This is a genomic window from Burkholderia sp. KL41, assembly GCF_057005415.2.
The window spans coordinates 1,769,547-1,792,836 of the sequence record NZ_CM174446.1 but is presented as its reverse complement, the minus strand read 5'-3'; the positions used below and the strand labels follow the sequence as shown (position 1 = coordinate 1,792,836).

The window sequence follows — 23,290 nt, the reverse complement described above, 5'->3', positions numbered from 1 at the left end:
CGACGCAGCACCAGGCCGCCCGCGCGGCCGGCGCCGTGCGCTCAATCGTATTCGTCGGACAAAAAGGATTTGCCATCGGCCGTCAGGTCGACCCGGTCGGCCGCCGCCTGATAGATCAGCCCCTCGTTCAGCAACGCGTAGACGACGTCGTCGAACGCAGCGGGAACCGGCCGGCTTTCACCGAACTGGTCGATCCATTTCAGCGCCTCGATGGCTTCGGGGGAAAGGATGGGGGTCATGCGTGGCCTCCGGCATCGGTGTCGCTCCATCCTAGCACTTCGTCCGGACGTCGAATACCAAGGCAAACGCGCTGCGCAAATGCCGGGCGGCGCCAACGGGCAGGTTGCCCGCGGCGCCGCACCGGCGCGGAACACGCGCTCAGAGGCGTGCGATCGATACTTCGGTCGATTTCACGAGCGCGACGACTTCCGCGCCGACCTTCAGCTCGAGTTCGTCGACCGAACGGGTCGTGATCACCGACGTGACGATGCCGAACGGCGTCTCGACGTCGACCTCGGAGACCACGGATCCGCGAATGATCTCCTTCACCTTGCCCTTGAACTGGTTACGTACGTTGATTGCAGTGATGCTCATCAGGTTGATCGCTCCGAAGAAAAAGATCTCAGAACGGGCGGCCGCTGCCGCCCGGATTTAAACGGCCCAGCGGATCTGCCCGACCGGTCGAACGTTGTCTGCCTCGTGCACCTCGCCCGGTGCGTCCGTACCGGGCCCGCCGGCGAGCACGCGTTTCAGCACACGGTCCTCCAGCGCCGCAAACGCGGCCGATGCGCGGGCGCGCGGCCGGTCGAGCGGCACCGGCTGATCCAGCGCCACGCGCCCCTGCTCGATGAGCAGGATGCGATCGCCGAGCGCGACGGCCTCCTGCACGTCGTGCGTGACGAGCAGCGCGGTGAACCGATGCTCACGCCACAACCGCTCGATCAGTGCATGCATCTCGATGCGGGTCAGTGCGTCGAGCGCGCCGAGCGGCTCATCGAGCAACAGCAGTTGCGGCCGGTGAACAAGCGCGCGGGCCAGTGCCACACGCTGCCGCTGGCCGCCCGACAGTTGCGCGGGCCAGTCGTTCGCACGCTCCAGCAGGCCGACTTCGTCGAGCACCGCGCGCGCTTTGTCGCGCGCGCCGCGTCCGAGGCCCAGCATCACGTTCTGCAGCACGGTCTTCCACGGCAGCAGGCGCGCATCCTGGTACATGATCCGCGTGTCGAGCACGCCGCCGCCTTCGCCACGCGTCACGAGCGCGCCGCTGCTCGGCTGCTCGAGCCCGGCGACAAGACGCAGCAGCGTCGACTTGCCGCAGCCGCTGCGGCCGACAATCGCGACGAAGCTGCCGCGTGCGATGCCGAGCTCGACGTCGTCGAGCACCGTGCGTGCGCCGAAGCGCTTGCTGACACCCGACAGCGTCACCGCGTCGTCGGGTGCCGGGCTTCCTGCCCGCCGCCGTGCGAGCGGAACGATGGACGCACTGCCGTCACGGTCGAGGATCGCCGCATCCCGCGCGTCGCCGTCCGTGACACGCGCCTGCGCCAGTTCGACCTCGAGGTCTGCGCCGGCAAGCGGGCCGTAGGCGGCCGCCGAAGTCGTCGCATTCATGCCTTTGCTCCTGATTGATAAGCCGGGTGCCAGCGCAGCGTCACACGCTCGAGCCATTTCGCCAGCACGTCGGCCAGCTTGCCGAGCACCGCGTACAGCAGGATGCCGACCACCACCACGTCGGTTTGCAGGAATTCACGCGCATTCATCGTCATGTAGCCGATGCCCGACTGCGCCGAGATCGTTTCCGCGACGATCAGCATCACCCACATCAGCCCGAGCGCAAAGCGCACACCGACGAGAATCGACGGCAGCGCACCGGGCAGGATCACGTCGCGGTACAGCGCAAAGCCGCGCACGCCGTAGCTCTTCGCCATCTCGATCAGGTTGGCGTCGACCGAGCGGATCCCGTGGTACGTGTTGATGTAGACCGGAAAGAACACCCCGAGCGCGACGAGGAACAGCTTCGCCTTCTCGTCGATGCCGAACCACAGGATCACGAGCGGAATCATCGCGAGCGCCGGGATGTTGCGGATCATCTGGATCGTCGAATCGAGTGCGACCTCGGCCGCCTTCGACAAGCCGGTCGCGAGCCCCAGCGCGAGGCCGACTCCGCCGCCGATCGCGAAACCGAACAGTGCGCGCCATGTGCTGACTTTCACGTTCGCCCACATTTCCCCCGACGTCACGAGCGACCAGGCCGCTCGCACGACCGCCACGGGTTCGGGCAGCACGCGGGTCGACAGCCAGCCGACGCGGGCGCCGACTTCCCATGCCACCAGCAGCGCGAGCGGCACGAGCCACGGCGCGACGCCGCGCCATGCGCGGGCGGCCAAGGCCGCGCCCGTCGTCGACGTTTTCGTTGTCATCACAGGCCTCCTGTCACTCAGCTCTGGGCTGCCTTCGGCAGATAGCTGTTGCCGACGATCTCGCCGAACGGGCCGGACAGCGGGCCGGTCGCCTTCGCCGCACCGTTGCCCTTGATCAGCGGGAACACGAGTTCCGCGAAACGGTACGACTCCTCCAGGTGCGGATAACCGGACAGGATGAAGGTTTCGATGCCGAGATCCGCGTATTCGCGCATGCGCTCCGCGACCTGCTCCGGATTGCCGACGAGCGCGGTACCCGCGCCGCCGCGCACGAGGCCGACGCCGGCCCACAGGTTCGGATACACCTCGAGTGCCTCGCGGCCGCCGCGCTTGCCGCCGTGCAGCGCGGCCATCCGGCGCTGGCCTTCCGAATCCATGTTCGCGAACGCCTTCTGCGCGCGGGCGATGGTTTCGTCGTCGAGACGGCTGATCAGGCGCTCCGCGTCGCGCCATGCTTCGTCCTCGGTCTCGCGCACGATCACGTGCAGACGAATCCCGAACTTGATCTTGCGGCCGCGGGCTTCCGCGCGGGCACGAATATCGGCGATCTTCTTCGCGACGGCCTCGGGCGGCTCGCCCCAGGTCAGGTAGGTGTCGATGTGATCGGCCGCGATCTGATGCGCGGCCGGCGACGAACCGCCGAACCACAACGGCGGATGCGGACGCTGCACGGGCGGATACAGCGCCTTGCCGCCCTTCGACTGCAGGTGCTTGCCGATGTAGTCGAATCCGCCGTTGTCGTGCGACGCGGACAGCAGCCCGCGCCAGATGTTCAGGAAGTCGTCGGTGATTTCGTAGCGCGTGTCGTGATCGGCGAACAGGCCGTCACCCTCGAGTTCGGCGGCATCGCCGCCCGTCACGACGTTGATCAGCAGGCGGCCACTCGACAGACGGTCGAACGTCGCGGCCATCCGCGCCGACAGCCCGGGCGACGCGATACCGGGGCGGATCGCGACCAGGAACTTCAGGCGCTGCGTCGCCGGGATCAGGCTCGACGCAACGACCCACGCATCCTCGCAGGAACGGCCGGTCGGCAGCAGCACGCCCTCGTAGCCGAGCGTGTCGGCCGCAACCGCCACCTGTTTGAAGTAATCGTAATCCGCGGCGCGTGCACCTTCGGCCGTACCGAGATAGCGGCTGTCGCCGTGCGTGGGGATAAACCAGAACACATTCATCTGCTGCTCCTGCTTGACTGTCCTTGCCGGAATTTGAAAAAACACCGCCCTGCTCGCGTCGCGGATCAGCGGCGCATGCATGGTGTGCGTTCGAATCGGGATGGTTCGCCGGTCAGGCCGTGCAGCGGGCGAGGACGCGATTGCACGGCTGTTTCTGGGAAATCAGTCTAGGGATCGGTACAGGGCTTTGGAACGATTTTTTTGAGCTTAGGTTTTCCGCTTTCGTGATTAGCACGACGCTGGAGCGAATATCACCGCGAGCGGGCCCTATAATGGCGCACCTATCCGAATAACTCCGCGCGTACAGCCCCGGCCGTGCGCGCCTGCGGTGCACTCATCGATGCAGAAAGTCATCCTGCCATTCCTGTCCGGCTTCCTGGCCGCCCTGTTCTTCCGCGAAGCCACGCTCGCACTCCTTCATACGGCCGACCTGATCGCCGCAACCGGCTTCTCCACGCAGCCGTTCGCGCCGCTCGGCATTCCTGAATTTGTCGCGAATGCGCTGATCAGCGCATGCTGTGCGATCCCGATGGCGTGGCTGCTGCGCGTCTCGCCGGAACGCGAGGCATCGTGGATCGGCGCGCTGGTGTTCGGCGGCATCGTGCTGACGGCCGCCCGCGTGTTCGCGATCGATCCGCTGCGCGGGATCTGGCCGTCGGGCAACATGATGCCCGTGCTCGCCGCCGGCTTCGCGGCAAACGCGGTATGGGGCTTCGGCGCGCTCGTGTTCATGCGCGCGTTCATGTCGGACGACGCCGGCGACGAGTAACGCGGGCGCAAGCGCCACGCCCTTCGGCCGCCGGGCGGTCGACATCCACGCAAAAGGCCGCCTGCACCTGCAGGCGGCCTTTTCGTTTCCGGCTCGCGCGTCGGTCGGCCCGACGTCAGTCCTGCAGATTCCGCAGCGGATGCGCGTCAGGTGTCCACGGGCTGTCGAACATCGCGAGCACGTCTGCACGATCGATATCGGCGGACGACTTGAAGCGCCAGACCGGCTGGTGGTCCTTGTCGACGATCAGCGCGCGCACGCCTTCGATCACGTCGCCGCGCGCGAACGTCGAGCGCGTGAGGTCGAGATCGCGCCGCAAGCAATCGGCCATCGTCGCGCCGCGTGCACGTTCGACGACTTCGAGCGACACGGCCATCGACAGCGGCGACAACTGTTCGCGCATCGCATGAGTCGCCTTCTCGACCCATCCGTCGACGGCCGCGCAATCCTGCTCGGCGTCGAGCGACGCGAGAATCGCGACGACGTCCGGCTGCGCGAAATGCCGGTCGATCCCCGCGCGCGCGTCGGCCAGCGCCGACGTGTCGGGCGTCGGCACGACCTTGTGTGCGGCGGCCGCTTCGGCTACGCACGCGACGGCCTGCGCGCCGCTGTCGATGCGCGCATGACGCAGCGTGTCGAGCAGCGCCGGCAGCGCGGCATCGGGCAGATAGACGTCGGCGAGTTGCGCGTACAGCGCGCCGGCCGCGTCGAGCGTCGCGCCGGTCACGGCGAGATAGCGGCCGATCGCGCCGGGTGTGCGCGCGAGGAACCAGCTCATCCCGACGTCCGGGAACAGGCCGATGCGCGTTTCCGGCATCGCCATCTTCGTCGAGTCGGTCACGACACGCAGGCCGCCCGTATGCCGCGCCGCCTGCGAAATGCCCATGCCGCCGCCCATCACGACGCCGTGCATCAGCGCGATGTAAGGCTTCGGATAGGTGAAGATCGCGTGGTTCAGCGTGTATTCGTCGATGAAGAACGTATCGACCGCATCGCGGTCCCCGCGCTGCCATGCGTCATGGAAGAAGCGCACGTCGCCGCCCGCGCAGAACGCGCGCGGATGCGGGCTGTGCACGACGATCGCGACGACCTCGGGATCGTCGCGCCACGCGTCGAGCGCCTGCTGCATCAGCCGGATCATGCCGACCGACAGCGCGTTCAGCGCCTTCGGGCGGTTCAGTTCGAGAAAGCCGATGCGGTTCGCGACATACGCGCGTACGTCGGGCTGTGCGGATTCGGCGGAACCGGCTGCGGAAGTGGAGGTGGAATCGGTCATGAGGGCCATCCGGCAAATGGCAGTCGCACGCTCAGTGCGCCTGCATCTTCGAAAACAGGTTCAGCACCACGACGCCCGCGATGATCAGGCCGAGGCCGATCACGGCCGGCAGGTCCGGCACCTGGCGATAAAGCAGCATCGCGACGAGCGTGATCAGCACGATGCCGGCGCCCGACCAGACGGCATAGATGATGCCGACGGGCATCGTGCGCAACGTGAGCGACAGGCAGTAGAACGCGATGCCGTAGCCGGCGACGACGAGCGCCGACGGCCAGAAGCGCGTGAAGCCGTCCGCCGCGCGCAGCGCGGACGTGCCGACCACTTCCGCGACGATCGCGATCGCAAGCCATGCGTAACCGGGAAGCTGCATCGTTCAGTTCCTTGCGAGGGCCAGCACGGCGTAGTCGTGGCCGAGCTCGGCACACAGCACCTCGACGACGAATTCGTGATCCGCGCGCTGCGGCAGCCCGGACGCGGTGATCGAGCCGATCACGCCGGCGCCGGCGACGGTCAGCGGAAACGAACCACCGTGCGCCGAATATTCGGCGATCGGCAGCCCGTGCTTGTCCGCCAGCGTCGCGCCCGCCTGCTGCATGCGCAGGCCGATGGCGTACGAACTGCGGCGGAAATGCGCGACGACGTTGCGCTTGCGGCGCACCCAGTCGGCGTTGTCGGGCGTGGCGCCGGCGAGCGCCGCGTAGAACAGCGGCTGGCCGAACGTGACGATGTCGAGCGCGACCGCATGGCCGCGAGACGCCGCGAGCGCATGCATCCGGTTGCCGAGCGCCCACGCGCGGGCCGGGTCGAAATGGGGAAACACGAGCGCCTGTTCCTGCGCGCCGATCGATTGCAGATCGTGAGCGATGTCCATGAATCCGTCGATGCAGTAATGAGAGTTGCAACGGCGCCGATGCGATTGCGCAGGGCGTCGCTGGCGAAGAGGCGAAACAAACCGTTCGATTCTAGCGCACGCGCCCGACGTACCGTCCCTACAAGACACGACACGCGATTGTCAGAAAGTGCTTGCACCCGTTCGGGTAACTCCTTATAATTCATTTCTTCGACGGACGCGGGGTGGAGCAGTCTGGCAGCTCGTCGGGCTCATAACCCGAAGGTCGTAGGTTCAAATCCTACCCCCGCAACCAACGTCCCGATTCATGCAAAAAGCCCGGCTCCGTGCCGGGCTTTTTGTTTTCCCGTCTCATTTCCCGCCCCTCTTCGCGCATCCGCACCTTCCGCTTCGCGCGACACGCGGCCGGCATGCGCAGGCGTTCGAGAATGCCGCGACCCGGTGATACACTCGCATCACCTCGTCCCTTCCACTCGACATGAAATTCTGCTCCGTCTGCGGTCACGAAGTCATCGCGCGCATTCCTCCGGGCGACAACCGCGAGCGCTTCGTCTGCGATCACTGCGGCACGATCCACTACCAGAATCCGCGCAACGTCGTCGGAACGGTCCCGGTCTGGGGCGATCAGATCCTGCTGTGCCGCCGCGCGATCGAACCGCGCTACGGGTTCTGGACGCTGCCCGCGGGCTTCATGGAAATGGGCGAGACGACGGCCGAAGCCGCCGCGCGCGAAACGCTCGAGGAAGCCGGTGCGCGCGTCGAGGTGCAGAACCTGTTCACGCTGCTCAACGTGCCGCACGTGCACCAGGTCCACCTGTTCTACCTCGCGCGGCTCACCGATCCGGGATTCGAAGCCGGCGAGGAAAGCCTCGAAGTGAAGCTGTTCGACGAAGCCGACATCCCGTGGGACGAAATCGCGTTCCCGACCGTCAGCCAGACCCTGCGATTCTTCTTCGCCGATCGCGCCGCCGGCGACTACGGCGTGCACACCGGCGATATCTTCCGCTCGCTGCGCAACGGCTGAGCCCTCGCCCCATGGTCCCCTGGCTCGGCCCGGACGATCCGTTTCCGCCCATCGAACGCGCGCTCGGCCCCGCGACCGGCGCGCCGGGGCTGCTCGCCGCGAGCGCCGACCTGCTGCCGTCGCGCCTCATCGACGCATACCTGCGCGGCATCTTCCCGTGGTATTCGGACGGCCAGCCCGTGCTGTGGTGGAGCCCCGACCCGCGCATGATCCTCGTGCCGGCCGAGTTCAAGGTGTCGCCCTCGCTGCGCAAGACGCTGAAGCGCGTGCTGCGCGAACCCGAATGGGAAGTGCGCGTCGACCACGACTTTCCGGGCGTGATGCGCGCCTGCGCGCAGGCGCCGCGCCGCGGGCAGCGCGGCACGTGGATCACGGCCGAGATCATCGATGCATACACGTCGCTCTACCGGTCCGGCAACGCGCACAGCATCGAGACCTGGCGCGACGGGCGACGCGTCGGCGGCCTGTACGGCGTGTCGTTCGGGCGGATGTTTTTCGGCGAGTCGATGTATGCGGACGCGACCGACGCATCGAAAATCGCGCTGGCCACGCTCGTCGCGCACCTTCGCGAGCAGGGGCTGGAAATGATAGACTGCCAGCAGAATACGTCGCATCTAGCGTCGCTCGGCGGCCGCGAGATCGCACGCAAGGCCTTTGTCGCTCACGTGCGCAGCGCGGTAGCCGAACCGCCGATTCCGTGGCAGTTCGACAAGCGCGTGCTCGCCGCGCTGACGGGCCGCGCCGAAACGGCGCCTCCCTCCGGGATCGAGCGCTAGCGCGGCACTCCCTCCCTGCAACGAGAGCTGCCCATGACTCATCCGACTGAGCTGCCGCTTTCACCGCTTTCGGCGCTGCAATTCTATGCAACGGCGCCCTATCCGTGCAGCTATCTGGACGGCCGCGTCGCGCGCTCGCAAGTCGCGACGCCGAGCCACCTGATCAATTCCGACATCTATACCGAGCTCGTGAAAGCCGGCTTCCGGCGTTCGGGCGTCTTCACATACCGCCCGTACTGCGACGGCTGCCGTGCCTGCGTGCCGGTGCGCGTCCCCGTCGACGCGTTCGCGCCGTCGCGTACGCAGCGCCGGATGTGGAAGCGGCACCGCACGCTCGTCGCGACGGTTTCGCCGCTGCACTACGACGAAGAGCACTACGCGCTCTACATGCGCTACCAGTCCGCACGCCACGCGGGCGGCGGCATGGATCGCGACAGCCGCGACCAGTACGAGCAATTCCTGCTGCAGAGCCGGATCAATTCGCGCCTCGTCGAATTCCGCGACCTCCACACACCGGGCGGCGAGCCCGGCAGGCTGCGCATGGTCAGCATGATCGACATCCTCGGCGACGGACTGTCGTCCGTTTACACGTTCTTCGAGCCCGACGACCAGCACACGAGTTACGGCACCTACAACATCCTGTGGCAGATCGAGCAGGCCAAGAGCCTCGGCCTGCCCTACGTGTATCTCGGATACTGGATCCGCGAGAGCCCGAAGATGGCCTACAAGGCGAACTTCCACCCGCTCGAAGGGCTGATCGACGGCCGCTGGAAGATACTCGATCCGGATCGGATCGACCTGCCGCCCGTCGACGCGGCACTGGCCCGCGCGCCATTGCCGGGCGGACATTCCGGCTCGGGCTGACGCGCGCTGCAGGGGCGAGGACGCGAAGCGCGCCTCTGCCGCTCAACTCCCGGTAAAATAGCGGGTTGTCATCCATTCCGGCTGTCCGCCCTATTCCCGTGTTCAGTTCCCTTTATCCGCTGGCCCGCGCATCCCTGTTCAAGATGGATGCGGAAGACGCTCACCACCTCACGCTGCGCGCGCTCGGCGCGGCCGGCCGCACGGGCCTTGCCTGCGCGCTGTCGGCCCGCGTGCCCGACGCGCCGCGCACCGTGATGGGGCTCACGTTCCGCAACCCGGTCGGCCTCGCGGCGGGCCTCGACAAGGACGGCGCGGCCATCGACGGCCTTGCGGCACTCGGCTTCGGCTTCATCGAGGTCGGTACGGTCACACCGCGCCCGCAGCCCGGCAACCCGCGCCCGCGGATGTTCCGCCTGCCGCAGGCCGAGGCACTGATCAACCGGATGGGCTTCAACAATCACGGTGTCGACCAGTTCGTGAAGAACGTCCAGGCTGCCCGCTATCGGGGCATCCTCGGCCTGAACATCGGCAAGAACGCCGATACGCCGATCGAGCGCGCCGCAGAGGATTACCTGTACTGCCTCGAGCGCGTGTACCCGTTCGCGAGCTACGTAACGATCAACATCTCGTCGCCGAACACGAAGAACCTGCGTCAGCTGCAGGGCGCGGGCGAGCTCGACGCACTGCTCGCGGCGCTGAAGGACAAGCAGCAGCGCCTCGCCGACCTGCACGGCAAGCTCGTGCCGCTCGCGCTGAAGATCGCCCCCGATCTCGACGACGAACAGGTCAAGGAAATCGGCGACACGTTGCTGCGCCACAAGATCGAGGCGGTCATCGCCACCAACACGACGCTGTCGCGCGCGGCCGTCCAGGGCCTGCCGCATGCGGACGAAGCCGGCGGCCTGTCGGGCCGCCCCGTGTTCGACGCGTCGAACGAAGTGATCCGCAAGCTGCACGCCGAAGTCGGCAGCGAAGTGCCCATCATCGGCGTCGGCGGCATTTTCTCGGGCGAGGACGCCCGTGCAAAGCTCGCGGCCGGCGCAGCGCTCGTGCAGCTCTATACGGGCTTCATCTACCGCGGCCCCGCGCTCGTTGCGGAATGCGTGAAGGCCGTCGCCCGCGAACGCACCGCGTAATATAGGCATAAACAAACGGTATTTAGAGGTCGATTGCATTTTTGCTATCATCGACCCTCATTATCAGAATCAATGACCCGGACAGGGCAAGGAAACACACGATGAAGATTGCGCTGCTGAAGAAGCTGCTGGTTGCCGGCCTGATCGGCACGTCGCTCGCTGCCGCCACCGCGCATGCGGCCGACCTCCTCGACCAGGTGAAACAACGCGGCACGCTGCGGGTCGGCCTCGAAGGCACGTTCCCGCCGTTCAACTCGAAGAACCCGCAAGGCGAGCTCGTCGGCTTCGACGTCGACATCGCGAAAGCCGTGGCCGCGAAGCTCGGCGTGAAGGCGGAATTCGTGACGACCGAATGGAGCGGCATCATTGCGGGTCTGCAGGCCGGCAAGTTCGACGTGATCTCCAACCAGGTCGGCATCACCGACAAGCGCAAGGAAACGCTCGACTTCTCGCCGCCTTACACGTTTTCGTCCGCGCAGCTGATCCAGCGCAAGGACGACACGCGCGAGTTCAAGTCGCTGGATGACCTGAAGGGCAAGAAGCTCGGCGTCGCGCTCGGCACGAACTACATGGACATGGCGAAGTCGGTGCCCGGCATCGACGTGAAGACGTACCCGGGCGCGCCCGAGTACCTGCGCGATCTCGCGGCCGGCCGACTCGACGCCGCGCTCAACGACCGCCTGATGCTCGCGTACCTGACGAAGAATTCGCAACTGCCGCTGCGCCCGGGCGCGAACGTCGGCTCGGCGAACCCGTCGGGCATCCCGTTCAAGAAGGGCAACCCGAAGTTCCAGAAGGCGATCGACGACGCGATGGCGCAACTTCAGGCCGACGGCACGTTCACGAAGATCTCGGACAAATGGTTCGGCATCGACGTGACGAAACCGATCAAGTAAGCACGCCTGTATTTCCCGCCGGACGGCGGGCCGGAAAGGGCGGCATCCGTAACGATGCCGCCCTTTGTTTTGTTCGTCCGGTTTATGATTGCGCTTTCGCGCACGCATTCGATTCGTATTCCATGTCGACAACGTCCCTGCTCGTCCAATCGCTGCCGGTGCTCGCCCAGGGTGCCGTGCTGACCGTCAAGTTCGCCGTGCTGTCGATGGTATTCGGCCTGCTTGGCGCCGTCGTGCTCGCGATGATGGGCATCCGGCAAAGCGAAGCGCTCGACGGCTTCGAACGCATCTGGGTCAACGCGCTCGCGTGGCTGGCACGCGCGTACGTGAGCCTGATGCGCGGCACGCCGCTGCTCGTGCAGATCTTCGTCATCTATTACGGGCTGCCGAGCCTCGGCATCTCGCTCGACCCGACGCCCGCCGGCGTCATCGCGCTGTCCGCGAACGTCGCGGCGTACATGTCGGAAAGCATGCGCGGCGCGATCAACGGGATCGCGCGCGGTCAATGGCTCGCCGCGTACAGCCTCGGGCTGTCGTGGGGGCAAACGCTGCGCTACGTGATCGGTCCGCAGGCGCTGCGCATCGCGGTGCCGAGCCTGTCGAACAGCCTGATCAGCCTGATCAAGGACACGTCGCTCGTGTCCGTGATCACCGTGACCGAACTGCTGCGCAGTGCGCAGGAAGTGATCGCGGCGACCTATCAGCCGCTGCCGCTTTATCTCGCCGCCGCGGCCGTGTACTGGATCCTGTGCCAGGTCCTCGAATGGGTGCAGCGCTGGTACGAAAAACGCCTGTCGCTGCCGACGCGGCACTGAGCACCGGCCGTTCGCCGGGCCGCCCGCGCGCGCCCGGCGCCTTCCTTCCCGCTTACTCGCCCGAATAGCGCACGCCGAGCGCCGCTCGCGCGGCATCGGTCATCGCGATCATCTGCCGCGAATGATCGTGCGTCATGATCGGGCTTTCAGTCTTGCCCGCGCGCAGCAGGTCGCAGAAGTGCGCGGTCTCGTAGTTCAATCCGCCGCCTTCAGCCGGTGCGTCGAGTTCGACGGTGCGCCCGTCCGCATAGCTGATCGTCGCGCGCACCGGGTTCCACCACTTCTCGTGAATCGTCACGTGGCCGCCGGCTGCGGCAATCAGCGCGTCGCCACGCCCCATCACGTCGAGCCCGCAAAAAAGTTGTGCGATCCCGCCGTGCGCATGCACGCTGTTCAAGCTCGCGAACAGGTCGACACCCGTCGCGCCGACGCGGCCGAGCGTCTGTACGTCGAGCGCCGCACCGAGCCAGTCGACCGCGAGAAAGGTCTCGTAGATCCCGATATCGAGCAGCGCACCGCCCGCGCGATCGAGGCGATAGACGGAATGGTCGCCAGGGACCGACGACGACGCGCACCCTGCCCGTACGAGCCGGATCTCGCCGATCGGATCGCCCTGCAGGTGCGCGCGCAACTGACGGTACAGCGGGAAGAACGGCGGCTTCATCGCCTCCATGAAAAGTCGCCCGGCGTCGCGTGCCGCTTGCAGCACGGTGGCGAGCTGCGCCGCGTTCAGCGTCGCGGGTTTTTCGCACAGCACGGCCTTGCCGGCGGCAAGCGCGGCCAGCGTGTACTGCGCGTGACTGTCATGGAGCGTCGCGATGTAGACCGCGTCGATATCGCTCGCGAGGAGTGCTTCGAGGCTTGCGGCAGGCGAACCGCCGTACGCGCCGCAAAAGGCTGCCGCGGCGTCTGCGCGGCGGGCCCAGGCACCGGCGAGCGTGGCGCCCGGCACATGTGCGAGGCTTTGCGCGAAGCGGCGCGCAATGCTGCCTGCGCCGATGATGCCGAAGCGCACCGGGCGATGGTCGTTGTCGTTCATCCAGATCTTCCGTGTCGGTCGTATGACGGTGGCCGGCACGCTGCCGGCCGGACGTCATGATAAACGGCCCGGCGGCACACGGATGAGCGAAACGCGCCGCGTCAGGCGCGCATGGGCACGTCGACGGAGAAATCGCGCGAGATCTCGTCGGCGCTGAAATCGATCAGCGCGAGCGAAGCGGCTTCGGCTTCGCGCGGATCGCGCCGCTCGATTGCGTCGACCACACGCGCGTGCGCCTTCACCACGACGTCGTGCGCGCCCTCCTTCTGCACGACACGCGGATTCACGAGGCGCACCGCGCCGCGTACGATCGCCGCCATCTGCTGGAAGAACTGGTTACCGCTCGCCTGGACGATCCGCGTGTGCAGCAACTCGTCCGCCGTGTCGTAGCCGGGGTCGCCCGGCTGCAGCACCTTGAACGCATCGAACGCTTCACGGATGCCCGCGATGTCCGCCGCCGTTGCGCGCACCGCCGCCTGCGCAGTCGCGCGCGGTTCGATCAGCATCCGGAACTCGATGACGTCGCGCATGAACTGCGGATCGGGTTTCGCCCGGAAGCGCCAGCTCACCACGTCTTCATCGATCATGCGCCAGTCGCGCATCGGCCGCACGCGCGTGCCGACTTTCGGACGCACGTCGAGCATGTCGCGCGCAAGCAACATCGACAACGCTTCCCGCATCACGGTGCGACTCACATCGAACTCTTTCGACAGCACGTCCTGCGGCGGCAAGATGCCGCCGTACTTGTCTTCGACGATACCCGAGACAAGCCCATCCATCACTTTGGCGACCAGTGACCGGTCTTTGCCCTGCTCCATGACACCTCCCCGTGCGTCGATTTGCGAACACCTGCTCCGCAGTTCCGCCGGCCCTGGTTACGACTGTTCTTATGATCTATAAGTTGATGAGTTCGAGGACATTTCGCTATCTGGTAAACACCTGACAGGGTTATCCCTCTTTTTGACGGGGTGATTTATACGGCTAAAAATAAGGCCCGGGAAGCGCATTGCGCCTACCGGGCCCCGAATTCCACAAGATTTAAACATTCAGTTCATTACGGTACATGCACACCGTTACGGACTGCTTTCTATATCTTTCAATTGGCCGAATAAACGATCGTTTCAACGCCGTTTTCCGTGCCGAGCAAGCACAGATTCGCGCCGCGCTCGGCGAACAGGCCGACCGTCACGACGCCCGGCCATGCGTTCACCTGCGCTTCGAAGCCGCGCGGGTCGGCGATCTGCAGCCCCTTCACGTCGATGATCTCGTTACCGTTGTCGGTGATGTACGGCGCACCGTCCTTCGTCACGCGCAGCACGGGCACGCCGCCGAGTGCGGTCACGCGCCGGCCGATCGCCGTGCGTGCCATCGGCACGACCTCGATCGGCAGCGGGAACGCGCCGAGCACCGGCACGCGCTTGCTGGCGTCGGCGATGCAGACGAACGTGTCGGCCACCGATGCGACGATCTTCTCGCGCGTGAGCGCACCGCCGCCGCCCTTGATCATCGCGCCGCCCGCGTCGATCTCGTCGGCGCCATCGACGTACACCTGCAGCGAGTCGACCTCGTTCAGGTCGAACACCTTGATGCCGTGCGATTTCAGGCGTTCGGTCGTGGCGACGGAGCTCGACACGGCGCCGCGATAGCGTGCCTTGACGACGGCGAGCGCGTCGATGAAGCAGTTGGCGGTCGAGCCGGTGCCGACGCCGATCACGGCGCCTTCCGGCACGTTCTGGATCACGTAGTCGGCGGCGGCCTGGCCGACGAGGCGTTTGAGTTCGTCTTGAGTCATGGAGTGGTAAAGCTGCGGAATTGCGGAAAACCGCCAGTTTACCGGAGTCGGATGACGGCCCGCGTTTTTCCGCGTGCGGTGCAGGTTCAGGGCTCACCCGCCGCGGGCGCATGGTCCGCGGGTTGCGTGCCGGCGAAGTACTTGTCGAGCAACGCCTGCGCGATCGCATCGGTTTCGGCGTCCGGATCACCTGCGTAGTCGGCCGGCCTGAAATGCATCTGAAACGCCGCGAACACGCGTCGCGTACGTGCGTCGAGCATGCCGTCGGTGGCCACGTCGTAGCCGTAGCGCGCAAGCTTGAGCTGCAGTTCGCGCACGTCGACCGGCGCATGCGGATCACGACCGGCGAGCCGCGCCGCCACGGTCGCGGCGTCCGGCCACGCACCGACACCGGCCTGCGCCAACGCATGCCACGGGAACAGCGGCCCCGGATCGATCTTGCGTTGTGGCGCGATGTCGCTGTGCCCGACCACACGCGTCGGCGGAATCGCGTAGCGCGCGACGATGTCCTCCGACAGCCGGGTCAGTGCGGCGACCTGCTCGGGCGGATACGGCTGCCAGGTACGGTTCTGCGGGTCGAGCGGGCCGCGGTTCACGTTCTCGATGCCGATCGACACCGCGTTCAGCTCGGTCGTGCCCTGCCACTCGCTGACGCCCGCGTGCCATGCGCGCTCCGATTCCGGAACGAGCTGGTAGACGACGGGCAGCCCGCGCTCGATGCGCGGCTGCGGCGGGATCACGTAATGCACGCTGACCGAATCGCCCGTCAGCGTGCGCAGCGATTTCGCCTCGTCGCTTTCGGTGTAATGCATCACGAGAAAGCGGATCCGCGAATCGGCACCGCGCGCGTGCAGGCTCGTGTCGGCATAGTAGGTGCCGCGTTCGACGAGCGTCGGCGACGTGCAGGCAGCCAGCAGGCACAGCACGGCGCAGGACGCGCCTATGCGGAACAGGGTCATCGGTCGCGTGCTCCGGAGGGCCGCGTGCCGCACCGGATCGCGGCACGCGTCGTTCGGGTCATTCGAGGCCCGCGCAAGCCGCGCGGGACGGGCTGCGTCAGCCCTTCACGCGCCGCTGGCGCACGGCTTCGTACAGGCACACGCCGCTTGCGACCGACACGTTCAGGCTTTCGACGCTGCCGGCCATCGGAATGCTCATCACTTCGTCGCAGGTGTCGCGGGTGAGCCGGCGCATGCCTTCGCCTTCCGCGCCCATCACGAGCGCGACGGGGCCGTCGAGCTTCGTTTCATAGAGCGTTGCCGAGGCTTCGTCCGACGTGCCGATGACCCACACGCCGGCGTCCTTCAGCTCGCGCAGCGCACGGGCGAGGTTCGTCACCGTGATGTACGGCACCGTATCGGCCGCGCCGCTCGCCACCTTGGCGGCGGTCGCATTCAGGCCGACCGCGCGGTCGCGCGGCGCGATCACCGCGTGCGCACCGGCCGAATCGGCGACACGCAGGCATGCGCCGAGGTTGTGCGGATCGGTGACGCCGTCGAGCACCAGCAGCAGCGCGGGGCCCTGGATGCCGTCGAGCAGCTCGGACAGGTTCTGCGCGAGCGGGATGTCCTCGACACGCGCGACGACGCCCTGGTGGCGCTCGGTATGCGCGAGGCCCCACAGGCGGGTTTCGTCGGCCGCGATCAGCCGCACGCCCGCTTCCTTCGCGGCGTGCAGGAAGTCCTGCATGCGGCGGTCGCGGCGCGTCTGGTCGTACAGCACCTCCGCAACCGTCGATGCATCGTGCCGCAAACGTGCGGTCACCGCATGAAAACCGTAAAGAACCTTCAGACGTGACATGACTGGAACAACCTTCGATCAAACGTGCGGCCGCGCGACGCGCGCAGCCGCGATCCATGGAAAAGGAAAGCGCCGCGTTGCCGGCCGATGACCGGTGACGCGGCGTCTCTCGATACTGCAGGGCGTGCGCATGGCGCCGCCCCGAACGCTCAATACTTCTTGCGGGCGCGGGTCTTCTTCGCGGTCGGCTTCGCCGCCGCACCACCGCCGTTGCCGGCACTACCGCCCTTCTTCTTCGCGGCGGCACGCGCGGCGCGCGCGTCCTTCACCGCGACGCTCGGCGCGCTCGCGGCCTTCTTGCGGCGCGGCGCGGGCTCTTCCGCCTGCGGCAGAGCACGGACACGCGGGCCGTTACGGTCGATACCGCCGCCAGCCGAAGCCGGCGCGGGCGACGGGCGCGGCGCCTTCACCGGCGTATCGCGCACGAGACGGAAGTCGATCTTGCGCGCGTCGAGATCGACACGGCTCACCTGTACGCGCACGCGATCCGACAGACGATAGCGGATGCCCGTCCGTTCGCCGCGCAGCTCGTTCTTGATTTCGTCGTACTGGAAGTAGTCCGAGCCGAGTTCGGTGACGTGCACGAGCCCTTCGATGAAAAGCGTGTCGAGCTGCACGAAGATGCCGAACGACGTGACGCCGTTCACCATCCCGCCGTACTCCTCGCCGAGCTTGTCGCGCATGAAGTAGCACTTGAGCCAGGCCTCGACGTCGCGCGACGCTTCGTCCGCGCGGCGCTCGTTCGCCGAACAGTGCAGGCCGAGTTCTTCCCAGATCGCCGTATTCGAGCGCGAGCGGCCGCGCGTTTCGTCGTCGGCCTGCTGCATCGCACGGGCGCGCGGCGACAGCGCGGTGTTCAGCTCGAAGCCATCCGGCGCCTTCGGCACGTATTTCTTGCCGGACAGGATCGCGTAGATCGCGCGGTGCGTGAGCAGGTCCGGGTAACGGCGGATCGGGCTCGTGAAGTGCGCGTACGCCTCGTAGGCCAGGCCGAAGTGGCCAATGTTGTCCGGGCTGTAGACGGCCTGCTGCATCGAGCGCAGCAGCATCGGCTGCAGCATCTGCGCATCGGGCCGGTCGCGGATCTGCGCCATCAGCGCCGCGTAGTCGCTCGCATGCGGCTTGTCGCCGCCGCCGAGCGACAGGCCCATGCCGCGCAGGAACGCACGCAGGTTCTCGAGCTTCTCCGGCGTCGGCCCCGCGTGCACGCGGTACAGGCCCGGATGCTTGTTGCGCTTCAGGAAATCGGCCGCGCAGACGTTGGCGGCCAGCATGCATTCCTCGATCAGCTTGTGCGCGTCGTTACGCTGGCGCGGCACGATCTGCTCGATCTTGCCCTGCGAGTTGCAGACGATGTAGGTCTCGGTCGTGTCGAAGTCGATCGCGCCGCGCTTCTGCCGTGCGGCGAACAGCGACTTGTAGACGCCGTACAGATCCTGCAGGTGCGGCAGCAGATCCGCGCGGCGCGCGGCCTCCGGCCCCTTCGTGTTCGACAGCACGGCCGCGACTTCGGTGTACGTGAGGCGCGCAGCCGAATGGATGACGGCCGGGTAGAACTGGTACGCCTTGATCTCGCCGCGCCCGGTGATCACCATGTCGCACGCGAGCACGCAACGGTCGACCTGCGGATTCAACGAGCACAGGCCGTTCGACAGCTTCTCCGGCAGCATCGGAATCACGCGGCGCGGGAAGTAGACCGACGTGCTGCGCTCGAGCGCGTCGGCATCGAGCGCGCTTCCAGGTTGAACGTAATGCGACACGTCGGCGATCGCGACGATCAGCCGGTAGCCGTCGCCGCGACCGACCTTCACCGGCTCGCAGTAGACGGCATCGTCGAAGTCGCGTGCATCCTCGCCGTCGATCGTCACGAGCGGCACGTCGCGCAGGTCGACGCGGAAACGCAGGTCGGTCGGCCGCACCTTGTCGGGCAGCGCGGCGGCTTCGTCGAGCGCCGGCTGGCTGAATTCGTGCGGCACGCCGTACTTGCGCACCGCGATTTCGATTTCCATGCCCGGATCGTCGATGTCGCCGAGCACCTCGACGACACGGCCGAGCGGCTGCGAATGGCGGCTCGGGAAATCGGTCAGCTCGACGACGACGACCTGCCCGACCTTCGCCTTCTTCACGTTCTGCGTGATCAGGATGTCGTGGCCGATGCGCTTGTCTTCCGGTGCGACGATCAGCGCGCCGTTCTCGTTGAGCAGGCGGCCGATCACGCGCTTGTTCGCGCGCTCGGTGACTTCGACGACGTGCCCTTCCGGGCGGCCGCGGCGATCGTAGCCGACGATCCGCGCGAGCACGCGATCGTTGTGCATCACCTTCTGCATTTCGCCGTTCGGCAGGAACAGGTCGTCCTGGCCGTCGTCGCGGATCACGAACCCGTAGCCGTCGCGATGCCCTTGCACGCGCCCGGCGACGAAGTTCGACGGATGGGTCAACTGGTAGTGGCCGCGCTTGTCGAGGCGGATCTGGCCGTCGCGCTCCATCGCAGCGACACGCCGGAAGAACCCCTCGCGCTCCTGACGCTTGATCGACAGTGCTTCGGCGATGTCGTTGGCGGCCAGCGGCGCGTCGCTCGTACGCAGCACGCCGAGAATTTCTTCACGGCTCGGAATGGGGTACGGATATTTGCTCAAGGGTTTGTCGATGATTGTTCTCGTTGCGTTGACTGATGGTGCACGGCATCAACATAGAGGTGTCCTTCAGACAGTTCTATATTGACGGCGGCGGGTCATTCTATCACCCGCCTGTGTCGCCAAATGACGGGGAATGCCGCCGGCAGGCGCGGCGGAGCCCGGTTTGCGGTGCATCGCAAAAAAGTGTTGACACGATTAATTGGGGCGCTATAATTTCGCTTCTTTGCAGCAAGCAGCTACTGCAAAACGTGCCCAGGTGGCGGAATTGGTAGACGCACTAGGTTCAGGTCCTAGCGGTGGCAACATCGTGGAGGTTCGAGTCCTCTCCTGGGCACCATCTGTTTTCTAAAAAGGTCGGCTTCTAGCCGGCCTTTTTTCATTTCAAGCCCAGGAAGCAAAGCGCCTGCGCGCTTTGCGCGAGGACTCGAAAGGCTGCGCTTGCAAGCGCAGCCGGGGTCGCGCTTGTGTGACCGAGTCCTCTCCTGGGCACCATCTGTTTTTTTGAAAAGGTCGGCTTCTGCCGGCCTTTTTTCATTCTCAGCGCCAGGAAACGGGCGCCCGGTTTACTCGCCGATGAACTTGCGCAACAGCCGGGTCAGCTCGTCGAACTCGGCCTTCGAAAATTTCCGCAAGCGGGCATTGAGCACCTTCGGCGCAATCTCCGGAATCTGCGCGGCAACCGCCTGCCCCGCTTCGGTCAGCGCGAGGTTCACCACCCGCCGATCGCTCACGCTGCGCGAACGCTCGACGAGCCCCTTGTCCTCCAGCTTGTCGAGCACGCGCGTCATCAGCCCGGTGTCGACGCCGAGCAGCTTCGACAATTCGAAAGGCGTCGCCGCGCTGCCGGTCCGCAGGGACAGCAGGATGCCCATCTGCTGCGCCGTGATATCGAGATCCTTCAACGCCGCATCCATCTCGGACGTGATCAGGTTGCGCGCTTTCACGAGCACAAACCCCACGCTTTCGGTGTGCAGGAAATTCTTCGGCGTGTAGTGTTCCATCGTGCTCGCTGAGTCGCATATTGTTGACCCACACAATAATTGCGACATCACGATTTTTCAAGACACGCGGCGTCCCGCGTACACGCCGCCCGCACCGGCTCAGTGCCCGCCGGCCGCCGCGGCTCCGGCTGCCGCCCCCTTGCCCGGCTTCGTCACCCAGACCAACGGGATGATCAGCACGAAGATCACCGACGACAGCCAGAAAACGTCGTTCAGCCCCAGCATCGTCGCCTGCGCATTCAACGTCGCCTCGAGGAACGTCAGTGCCTTCGGCGCGCCGGCATCGAGCGCGCTCTGCACGCCGGCAACCGCGCTCGTGAAGATCGGATTGTTCACACTGCCCTGCTCGGCCAGTTGCGCGTGATGCAGGATCGTGCGGTCGTTCCAGGCGGTGCTCGCGAGCGACGTGCCGACCGCCCCCATGAAGACGCGCGCAAAATTGGACAGGCCGGCGGCCGCCGGGATGCGCTCGGGCGGCAGCCCCGACAGGATGATCGACGTGAGCGGCGTCATGAAGAACGCCGTCGGAATGCCCTGCAGCAGCGTGGGCACCACGAGCGTCCATGTATCGACGCCCGTCGTATAGCGCGAGCGCATGAAAAACACGCCGGCAAACCCGAGAAACGCAAACGTGACGAGCACACGCATGTCCGATTTCGGCATCACCTTGCCGACCATCGGCGCGAGGATCACCGCGAAGATACCGAGCGGCGCGGTGACGAGGCCCGCATTGACCACCGGATAACCGAGCGAACCCTGTATCCATTGCGGCAGGATCACGAGGTTGGCGAAAAACACCGCGAACGCAATCGAGATCGCCACCGTTCCGCCGAGGAAATTTCGTTGTGCAAACAGCCTGAGATCGACGATCGGACGCGCCTCGGTCAACTCCCAGATCAGGAAGAACACGAAGCCGACCACCGCCACGATGGTCAGGATCCAGATCGTCGACGAATTGAACCAGTCGAGATCCTTGCCCTTGTCGAGCATGACCTGTAGCGCGGCGACCCACACGACCAGCGCGACCAGCCCGACCTTGTCGATCGGCAGCTTGCGGGCCGGCGTTTCCCGGTTGCGATAGAGCGCCCAGATCACGGCTGCCGCGAACAACCCCACGGGCACGTTGATGTAGAAGATCCACGACCAGCTGTAGTTGTCCGTAATCCAGCCGCCGAGCGCGGGGCCGGCAATCGGCCCGACGGTCGCCGTCATCCCCCACAGGGACAGCGCGCTCGAACTCCTCTCCTTCGGGAACGAAGCCAGCAGCAACGCCTGCGACAAGGGCACGAGCGGCCCGGCCACGGCACCCTGAACGATCCGGGCGGCGAGGAGCACGGTCAGGTTGGGCGCGAGTCCGCACGCAGCCGACGACAGCACGAACAGCAGGATCGCGCAGACGAACAGCCTGACCTGCCCGACCCGCTGCGTCAGCCAGCCGGTCAGCGGGATCGACACCGCGTTGGCCGCCGAGAACAGCGTGATGACCCACGTGCCCTCGTCGATCGACACGCCCAGATTGCCGGAAATGGTTGGAATCGCGACGTTGGCGATCGACGAATCGAGAACGTTCATGAACGTGGCGAGCGCCACTGCCAGCGTTCCCAGCATAAAGCGGGCGCCGGTCAGGGGCGCCGGCGTACCCGGACTTTCGGACGGCTTCATCGGATGTCCTTCTGATCGGGCACCACGCGAACAGCCTCGGCACCGATCGAAATTAACTGATAAGTCAGATAAGTGATTGAAAAAAAGCGATCGACGTGCCGCGCGGGTGTTGTTCACGCTTGCGCCAATCACTGACTTCGATATTTCTGCAACGAATATATTTGACTATGCAATCAAATGCAACCCGGAGACATCGATCGACCGTACATGCATGGACGCGCCGCGATCACGGGCACCCCGCCCTTATCCCTTATGCCCGCCAGCAGGATCGATAGCAGAATTTATCGGTTATCGTCCGCTCGCCCTGTTGGTACGTTAGCCGGCTCGCTTCAATGCAACGAACCAGACAAGGAGCACGATCCATGACGCCGATGAACCGCCGCGCATTCGCGCGCGCGATGCTGGCCGCAGGCCTCACTGCCGCCGGCGTCCGGGCGCGCGCCGAGAACGCACCCGATGTGCTGCGCATCGGCTACCAGAAGTCGTCGACACTCATCACGCTGCTCAAGACGCGCGGCGCGCTCGAGCAGGCGCTGGCGCCGCTCGGCTTGCGCGTGTCGTGGCATGAATTCGCGAGCGGATTGCCGCTGACGGAAGCACTCAACGTCGGCGCCGTCGATTTCAGCGCCGACGTGGCCGATACGGTCCCGGTCTTCGCACAAGCTGCCCATGCGCGTTTCGTGTACGTCGCACAGGAAGCGCCTTCGCCGAAAGCGCAGGCGATCATCGTCAAGCAGGACAGCACACTGCGTACGCTCGCCGATCTCAAGGGCAGGCGCATTGCGGTCACGAAGGCGGCCGGCAGCCATTACCTGTTGCTTGCCGCACTCGCACGCGCGAAGCTCGGGCCGGCCGATGCGACGATCCACTACCTGACGCCCGCGGACGGCCGCGCGGCGTTCGAGCGTGGCAGCGTGGACGCATGGATCACGTGGGATCCCTATGTCGCATCGGTCGACCGCAATCCCGACGTACGGATTCTCGCCGACGGCAACGGACTCGCGTCATACCAGCGCTACTACCTCGCGTCGACCAGCTTCGCCACTGCGCGGCCCGAGGTCGTCCAGATCCTGTTCGACCAGCTGTCGCAGGCCGGCACGTGGCTGCGCGACCACCCGCAGGACGCAGCGAATACGCTCGCGCCGATCTGGGGGCTCGACGCGGCGACGATCGCGCGCGCGAATGCGCGACGCAGTTATCTCGTTCGCGCCGTGGTCGCGCAAAACTTCGGCGAACAGCAGAAGATCGCCGACACGTTCCTCGCGGCCGGACTGCTGCCGGCGCGAGTCGACACGAGTCAGGCGCAGCGCTGGAGCTTCGACGCGAAACGGGCGATTCCGGTCGGCGCGTGAGAAGCCG

24 protein-coding genes and 2 tRNA genes are annotated in these 23,290 nt (G+C 66.1%); 10 read left to right on the top strand and 16 right to left on the bottom strand.

From position 1 onward, the window contains the following. Positions 1-41: 41 nt before the first annotated feature. The 5 genes from PQB87_RS08370 to ssuD form a co-directional block, all read right to left on the bottom strand. On the bottom strand, positions 42-239 hold the full coding sequence (locus PQB87_RS08370; protein WP_027787628.1) for a hypothetical protein: 198 nt from the start codon (positions 237-239) through the stop codon (positions 42-44). Positions 240-378: 139 nt separating this feature from the next. Then, on the bottom strand, positions 379-594 hold the full coding sequence (locus PQB87_RS08365) for a TOBE domain-containing protein (protein ID WP_006476104.1): 216 nt from the start codon (positions 592-594) through the stop codon (positions 379-381). A gap of 57 nt (positions 595-651) precedes the next feature. Next, on the bottom strand, positions 652-1,611 hold the full coding sequence (locus PQB87_RS08360) for an ATP-binding cassette domain-containing protein (RefSeq protein ID WP_059484522.1): 960 nt from the start codon (positions 1,609-1,611) through the stop codon (positions 652-654). After that, entirely contained in the window at positions 1,608-2,420 is an 813-nt protein-coding gene (gene ssuC / locus PQB87_RS08355) for an aliphatic sulfonate ABC transporter permease SsuC (protein WP_021161567.1), read from the bottom strand. The genes PQB87_RS08360 and ssuC overlap by 4 nt, the downstream gene beginning before the upstream one ends. Positions 2,421-2,437: 17 nt before the next feature. Further along, positions 2,438-3,595 (bottom strand): FMNH2-dependent alkanesulfonate monooxygenase, encoded by a 1,158-nt coding sequence (ssuD, locus tag PQB87_RS08350; protein WP_153488233.1) that lies wholly within the window; start codon positions 3,593-3,595, stop codon positions 2,438-2,440. A 340-nt stretch (positions 3,596-3,935) separates the two neighbouring features. Between ssuD and PQB87_RS08345 the strand changes: the two genes are divergently transcribed. Continuing rightward, positions 3,936-4,364: a hypothetical protein gene (locus PQB87_RS08345; RefSeq protein WP_006484223.1), complete on the top strand. Its 429-nt coding sequence runs from the start codon at positions 3,936-3,938 to the stop codon at positions 4,362-4,364. A gap of 115 nt (positions 4,365-4,479) precedes the next feature. Here the strand turns inward: PQB87_RS08345 and PQB87_RS08340 are convergent, their stop codons facing one another. Genes PQB87_RS08340 through PQB87_RS08330 form a run of 3 tightly spaced genes read right to left on the bottom strand, consistent with a single transcriptional unit; the run spans position 4,480 to position 6,511 of the window. Next, complete coding sequence (locus tag PQB87_RS08340; RefSeq protein WP_153488231.1) at positions 4,480-5,640, bottom strand: enoyl-CoA hydratase/isomerase family protein; 1,161 nt, start codon at positions 5,638-5,640, stop codon at positions 4,480-4,482. Positions 5,641-5,671: 31 nt separating this feature from the next. Next, a complete protein-coding gene (locus PQB87_RS08335; protein WP_021161565.1) occupies positions 5,672-6,010 on the bottom strand; it encodes a DMT family transporter in 339 nt (112 codons plus the stop codon). A 3-nt stretch (positions 6,011-6,013) separates the two neighbouring features. Next, entirely contained in the window at positions 6,014-6,511 is a 498-nt protein-coding gene (locus PQB87_RS08330) for a heme-degrading domain-containing protein (RefSeq protein ID WP_027787634.1), read from the bottom strand. A gap of 197 nt (positions 6,512-6,708) precedes the next feature. On the opposite strand from PQB87_RS08330, the gene PQB87_RS08325 reads away from it, so the two are divergent. From PQB87_RS08325 to PQB87_RS08295, 7 genes are all read left to right on the top strand, one after another. After that, positions 6,709-6,785: transfer RNA gene (locus PQB87_RS08325), tRNA-Met, on the top strand. A 183-nt stretch (positions 6,786-6,968) separates the two neighbouring features. Next, a complete protein-coding gene (locus PQB87_RS08320; protein WP_021161562.1) occupies positions 6,969-7,514 on the top strand; it encodes an NUDIX hydrolase in 546 nt (181 codons plus the stop codon). A gap of 11 nt (positions 7,515-7,525) precedes the next feature. After that, entirely contained in the window at positions 7,526-8,290 is a 765-nt protein-coding gene (gene aat / locus PQB87_RS08315) for a leucyl/phenylalanyl-tRNA--protein transferase (RefSeq protein ID WP_113047242.1), read from the top strand. A 33-nt stretch (positions 8,291-8,323) separates the two neighbouring features. Then, positions 8,324-9,154, top strand: a complete 831-nt coding sequence (locus PQB87_RS08310) for an arginyltransferase (RefSeq protein WP_153488230.1) — start codon at positions 8,324-8,326, stop codon at positions 9,152-9,154. Positions 9,155-9,252: 98 nt separating this feature from the next. Further along, positions 9,253-10,290, top strand: a complete 1,038-nt coding sequence (locus PQB87_RS08305; RefSeq protein WP_021161559.1) for a quinone-dependent dihydroorotate dehydrogenase — start codon at positions 9,253-9,255, stop codon at positions 10,288-10,290. Positions 10,291-10,391: 101 nt separating this feature from the next. Then, complete coding sequence (locus tag PQB87_RS08300; protein WP_027787637.1) at positions 10,392-11,186, top strand: cystine ABC transporter substrate-binding protein; 795 nt, start codon at positions 10,392-10,394, stop codon at positions 11,184-11,186. A 122-nt stretch (positions 11,187-11,308) separates the two neighbouring features. Further along, on the top strand, positions 11,309-12,001 hold the full coding sequence (locus PQB87_RS08295; protein ID WP_039358850.1) for an amino acid ABC transporter permease: 693 nt from the start codon (positions 11,309-11,311) through the stop codon (positions 11,999-12,001). 52 nt (positions 12,002-12,053) lie between these two features. On the opposite strand, the gene PQB87_RS08290 is transcribed toward PQB87_RS08295, so the two are convergent. The 6 genes from PQB87_RS08290 to rnr form a co-directional block, all read right to left on the bottom strand. Next, positions 12,054-13,040 (bottom strand): Gfo/Idh/MocA family protein, encoded by a 987-nt coding sequence (locus tag PQB87_RS08290; protein ID WP_489242799.1) that lies wholly within the window; start codon positions 13,038-13,040, stop codon positions 12,054-12,056. Positions 13,041-13,141: 101 nt separating this feature from the next. Continuing rightward, the gene (locus tag PQB87_RS08285; protein ID WP_021161556.1) at positions 13,142-13,858 is read right to left on the bottom strand and encodes a FadR/GntR family transcriptional regulator; all 717 of its coding nucleotides are present in this window, start codon (positions 13,856-13,858) and stop codon (positions 13,142-13,144) included. Positions 13,859-14,136: 278 nt separating this feature from the next. Next, complete coding sequence (rpiA, locus tag PQB87_RS08280; RefSeq protein ID WP_027787641.1) at positions 14,137-14,832, bottom strand: ribose-5-phosphate isomerase RpiA; 696 nt, start codon at positions 14,830-14,832, stop codon at positions 14,137-14,139. 86 nt (positions 14,833-14,918) lie between these two features. Further along, positions 14,919-15,791, bottom strand: coding sequence for an N-acetylmuramoyl-L-alanine amidase (locus PQB87_RS08275; RefSeq protein ID WP_489242798.1), 873 nt, complete (start codon positions 15,789-15,791; stop codon positions 14,919-14,921). 97 nt (positions 15,792-15,888) lie between these two features. Beyond that, positions 15,889-16,632, bottom strand: coding sequence for a 23S rRNA (guanosine(2251)-2'-O)-methyltransferase RlmB (gene rlmB, locus PQB87_RS08270; protein WP_021161555.1), 744 nt, complete (start codon positions 16,630-16,632; stop codon positions 15,889-15,891). Positions 16,633-16,781: 149 nt separating this feature from the next. Next, positions 16,782-19,268, bottom strand: coding sequence for a ribonuclease R (gene rnr, locus PQB87_RS08265; RefSeq protein ID WP_059682751.1), 2,487 nt, complete (start codon positions 19,266-19,268; stop codon positions 16,782-16,784). A 250-nt stretch (positions 19,269-19,518) separates the two neighbouring features. On the opposite strand from rnr, the gene PQB87_RS08260 reads away from it, so the two are divergent. Next, positions 19,519-19,605, top strand: a tRNA-Leu gene (locus tag PQB87_RS08260). A 226-nt stretch (positions 19,606-19,831) separates the two neighbouring features. Here the strand turns inward: PQB87_RS08260 and PQB87_RS08255 are convergent. Both PQB87_RS08255 and PQB87_RS08250 read right to left on the bottom strand, forming a co-directional pair. After that, entirely contained in the window at positions 19,832-20,269 is a 438-nt protein-coding gene (locus tag PQB87_RS08255; protein ID WP_059682752.1) for a MarR family winged helix-turn-helix transcriptional regulator, read from the bottom strand. Positions 20,270-20,368: 99 nt separating this feature from the next. Further along, complete coding sequence (locus PQB87_RS08250) at positions 20,369-21,931, bottom strand: DHA2 family efflux MFS transporter permease subunit (protein WP_111940082.1); 1,563 nt, start codon at positions 21,929-21,931, stop codon at positions 20,369-20,371. A gap of 362 nt (positions 21,932-22,293) precedes the next feature. Here PQB87_RS08250 and PQB87_RS08245 point away from each other — a divergent pair, with 362 nt between their 5' ends. Next, on the top strand, positions 22,294-23,283 hold the full coding sequence (locus PQB87_RS08245; protein ID WP_111940080.1) for an aliphatic sulfonate ABC transporter substrate-binding protein: 990 nt from the start codon (positions 22,294-22,296) through the stop codon (positions 23,281-23,283). The last annotated feature ends 7 nt before the right edge of the window (positions 23,284-23,290 follow it).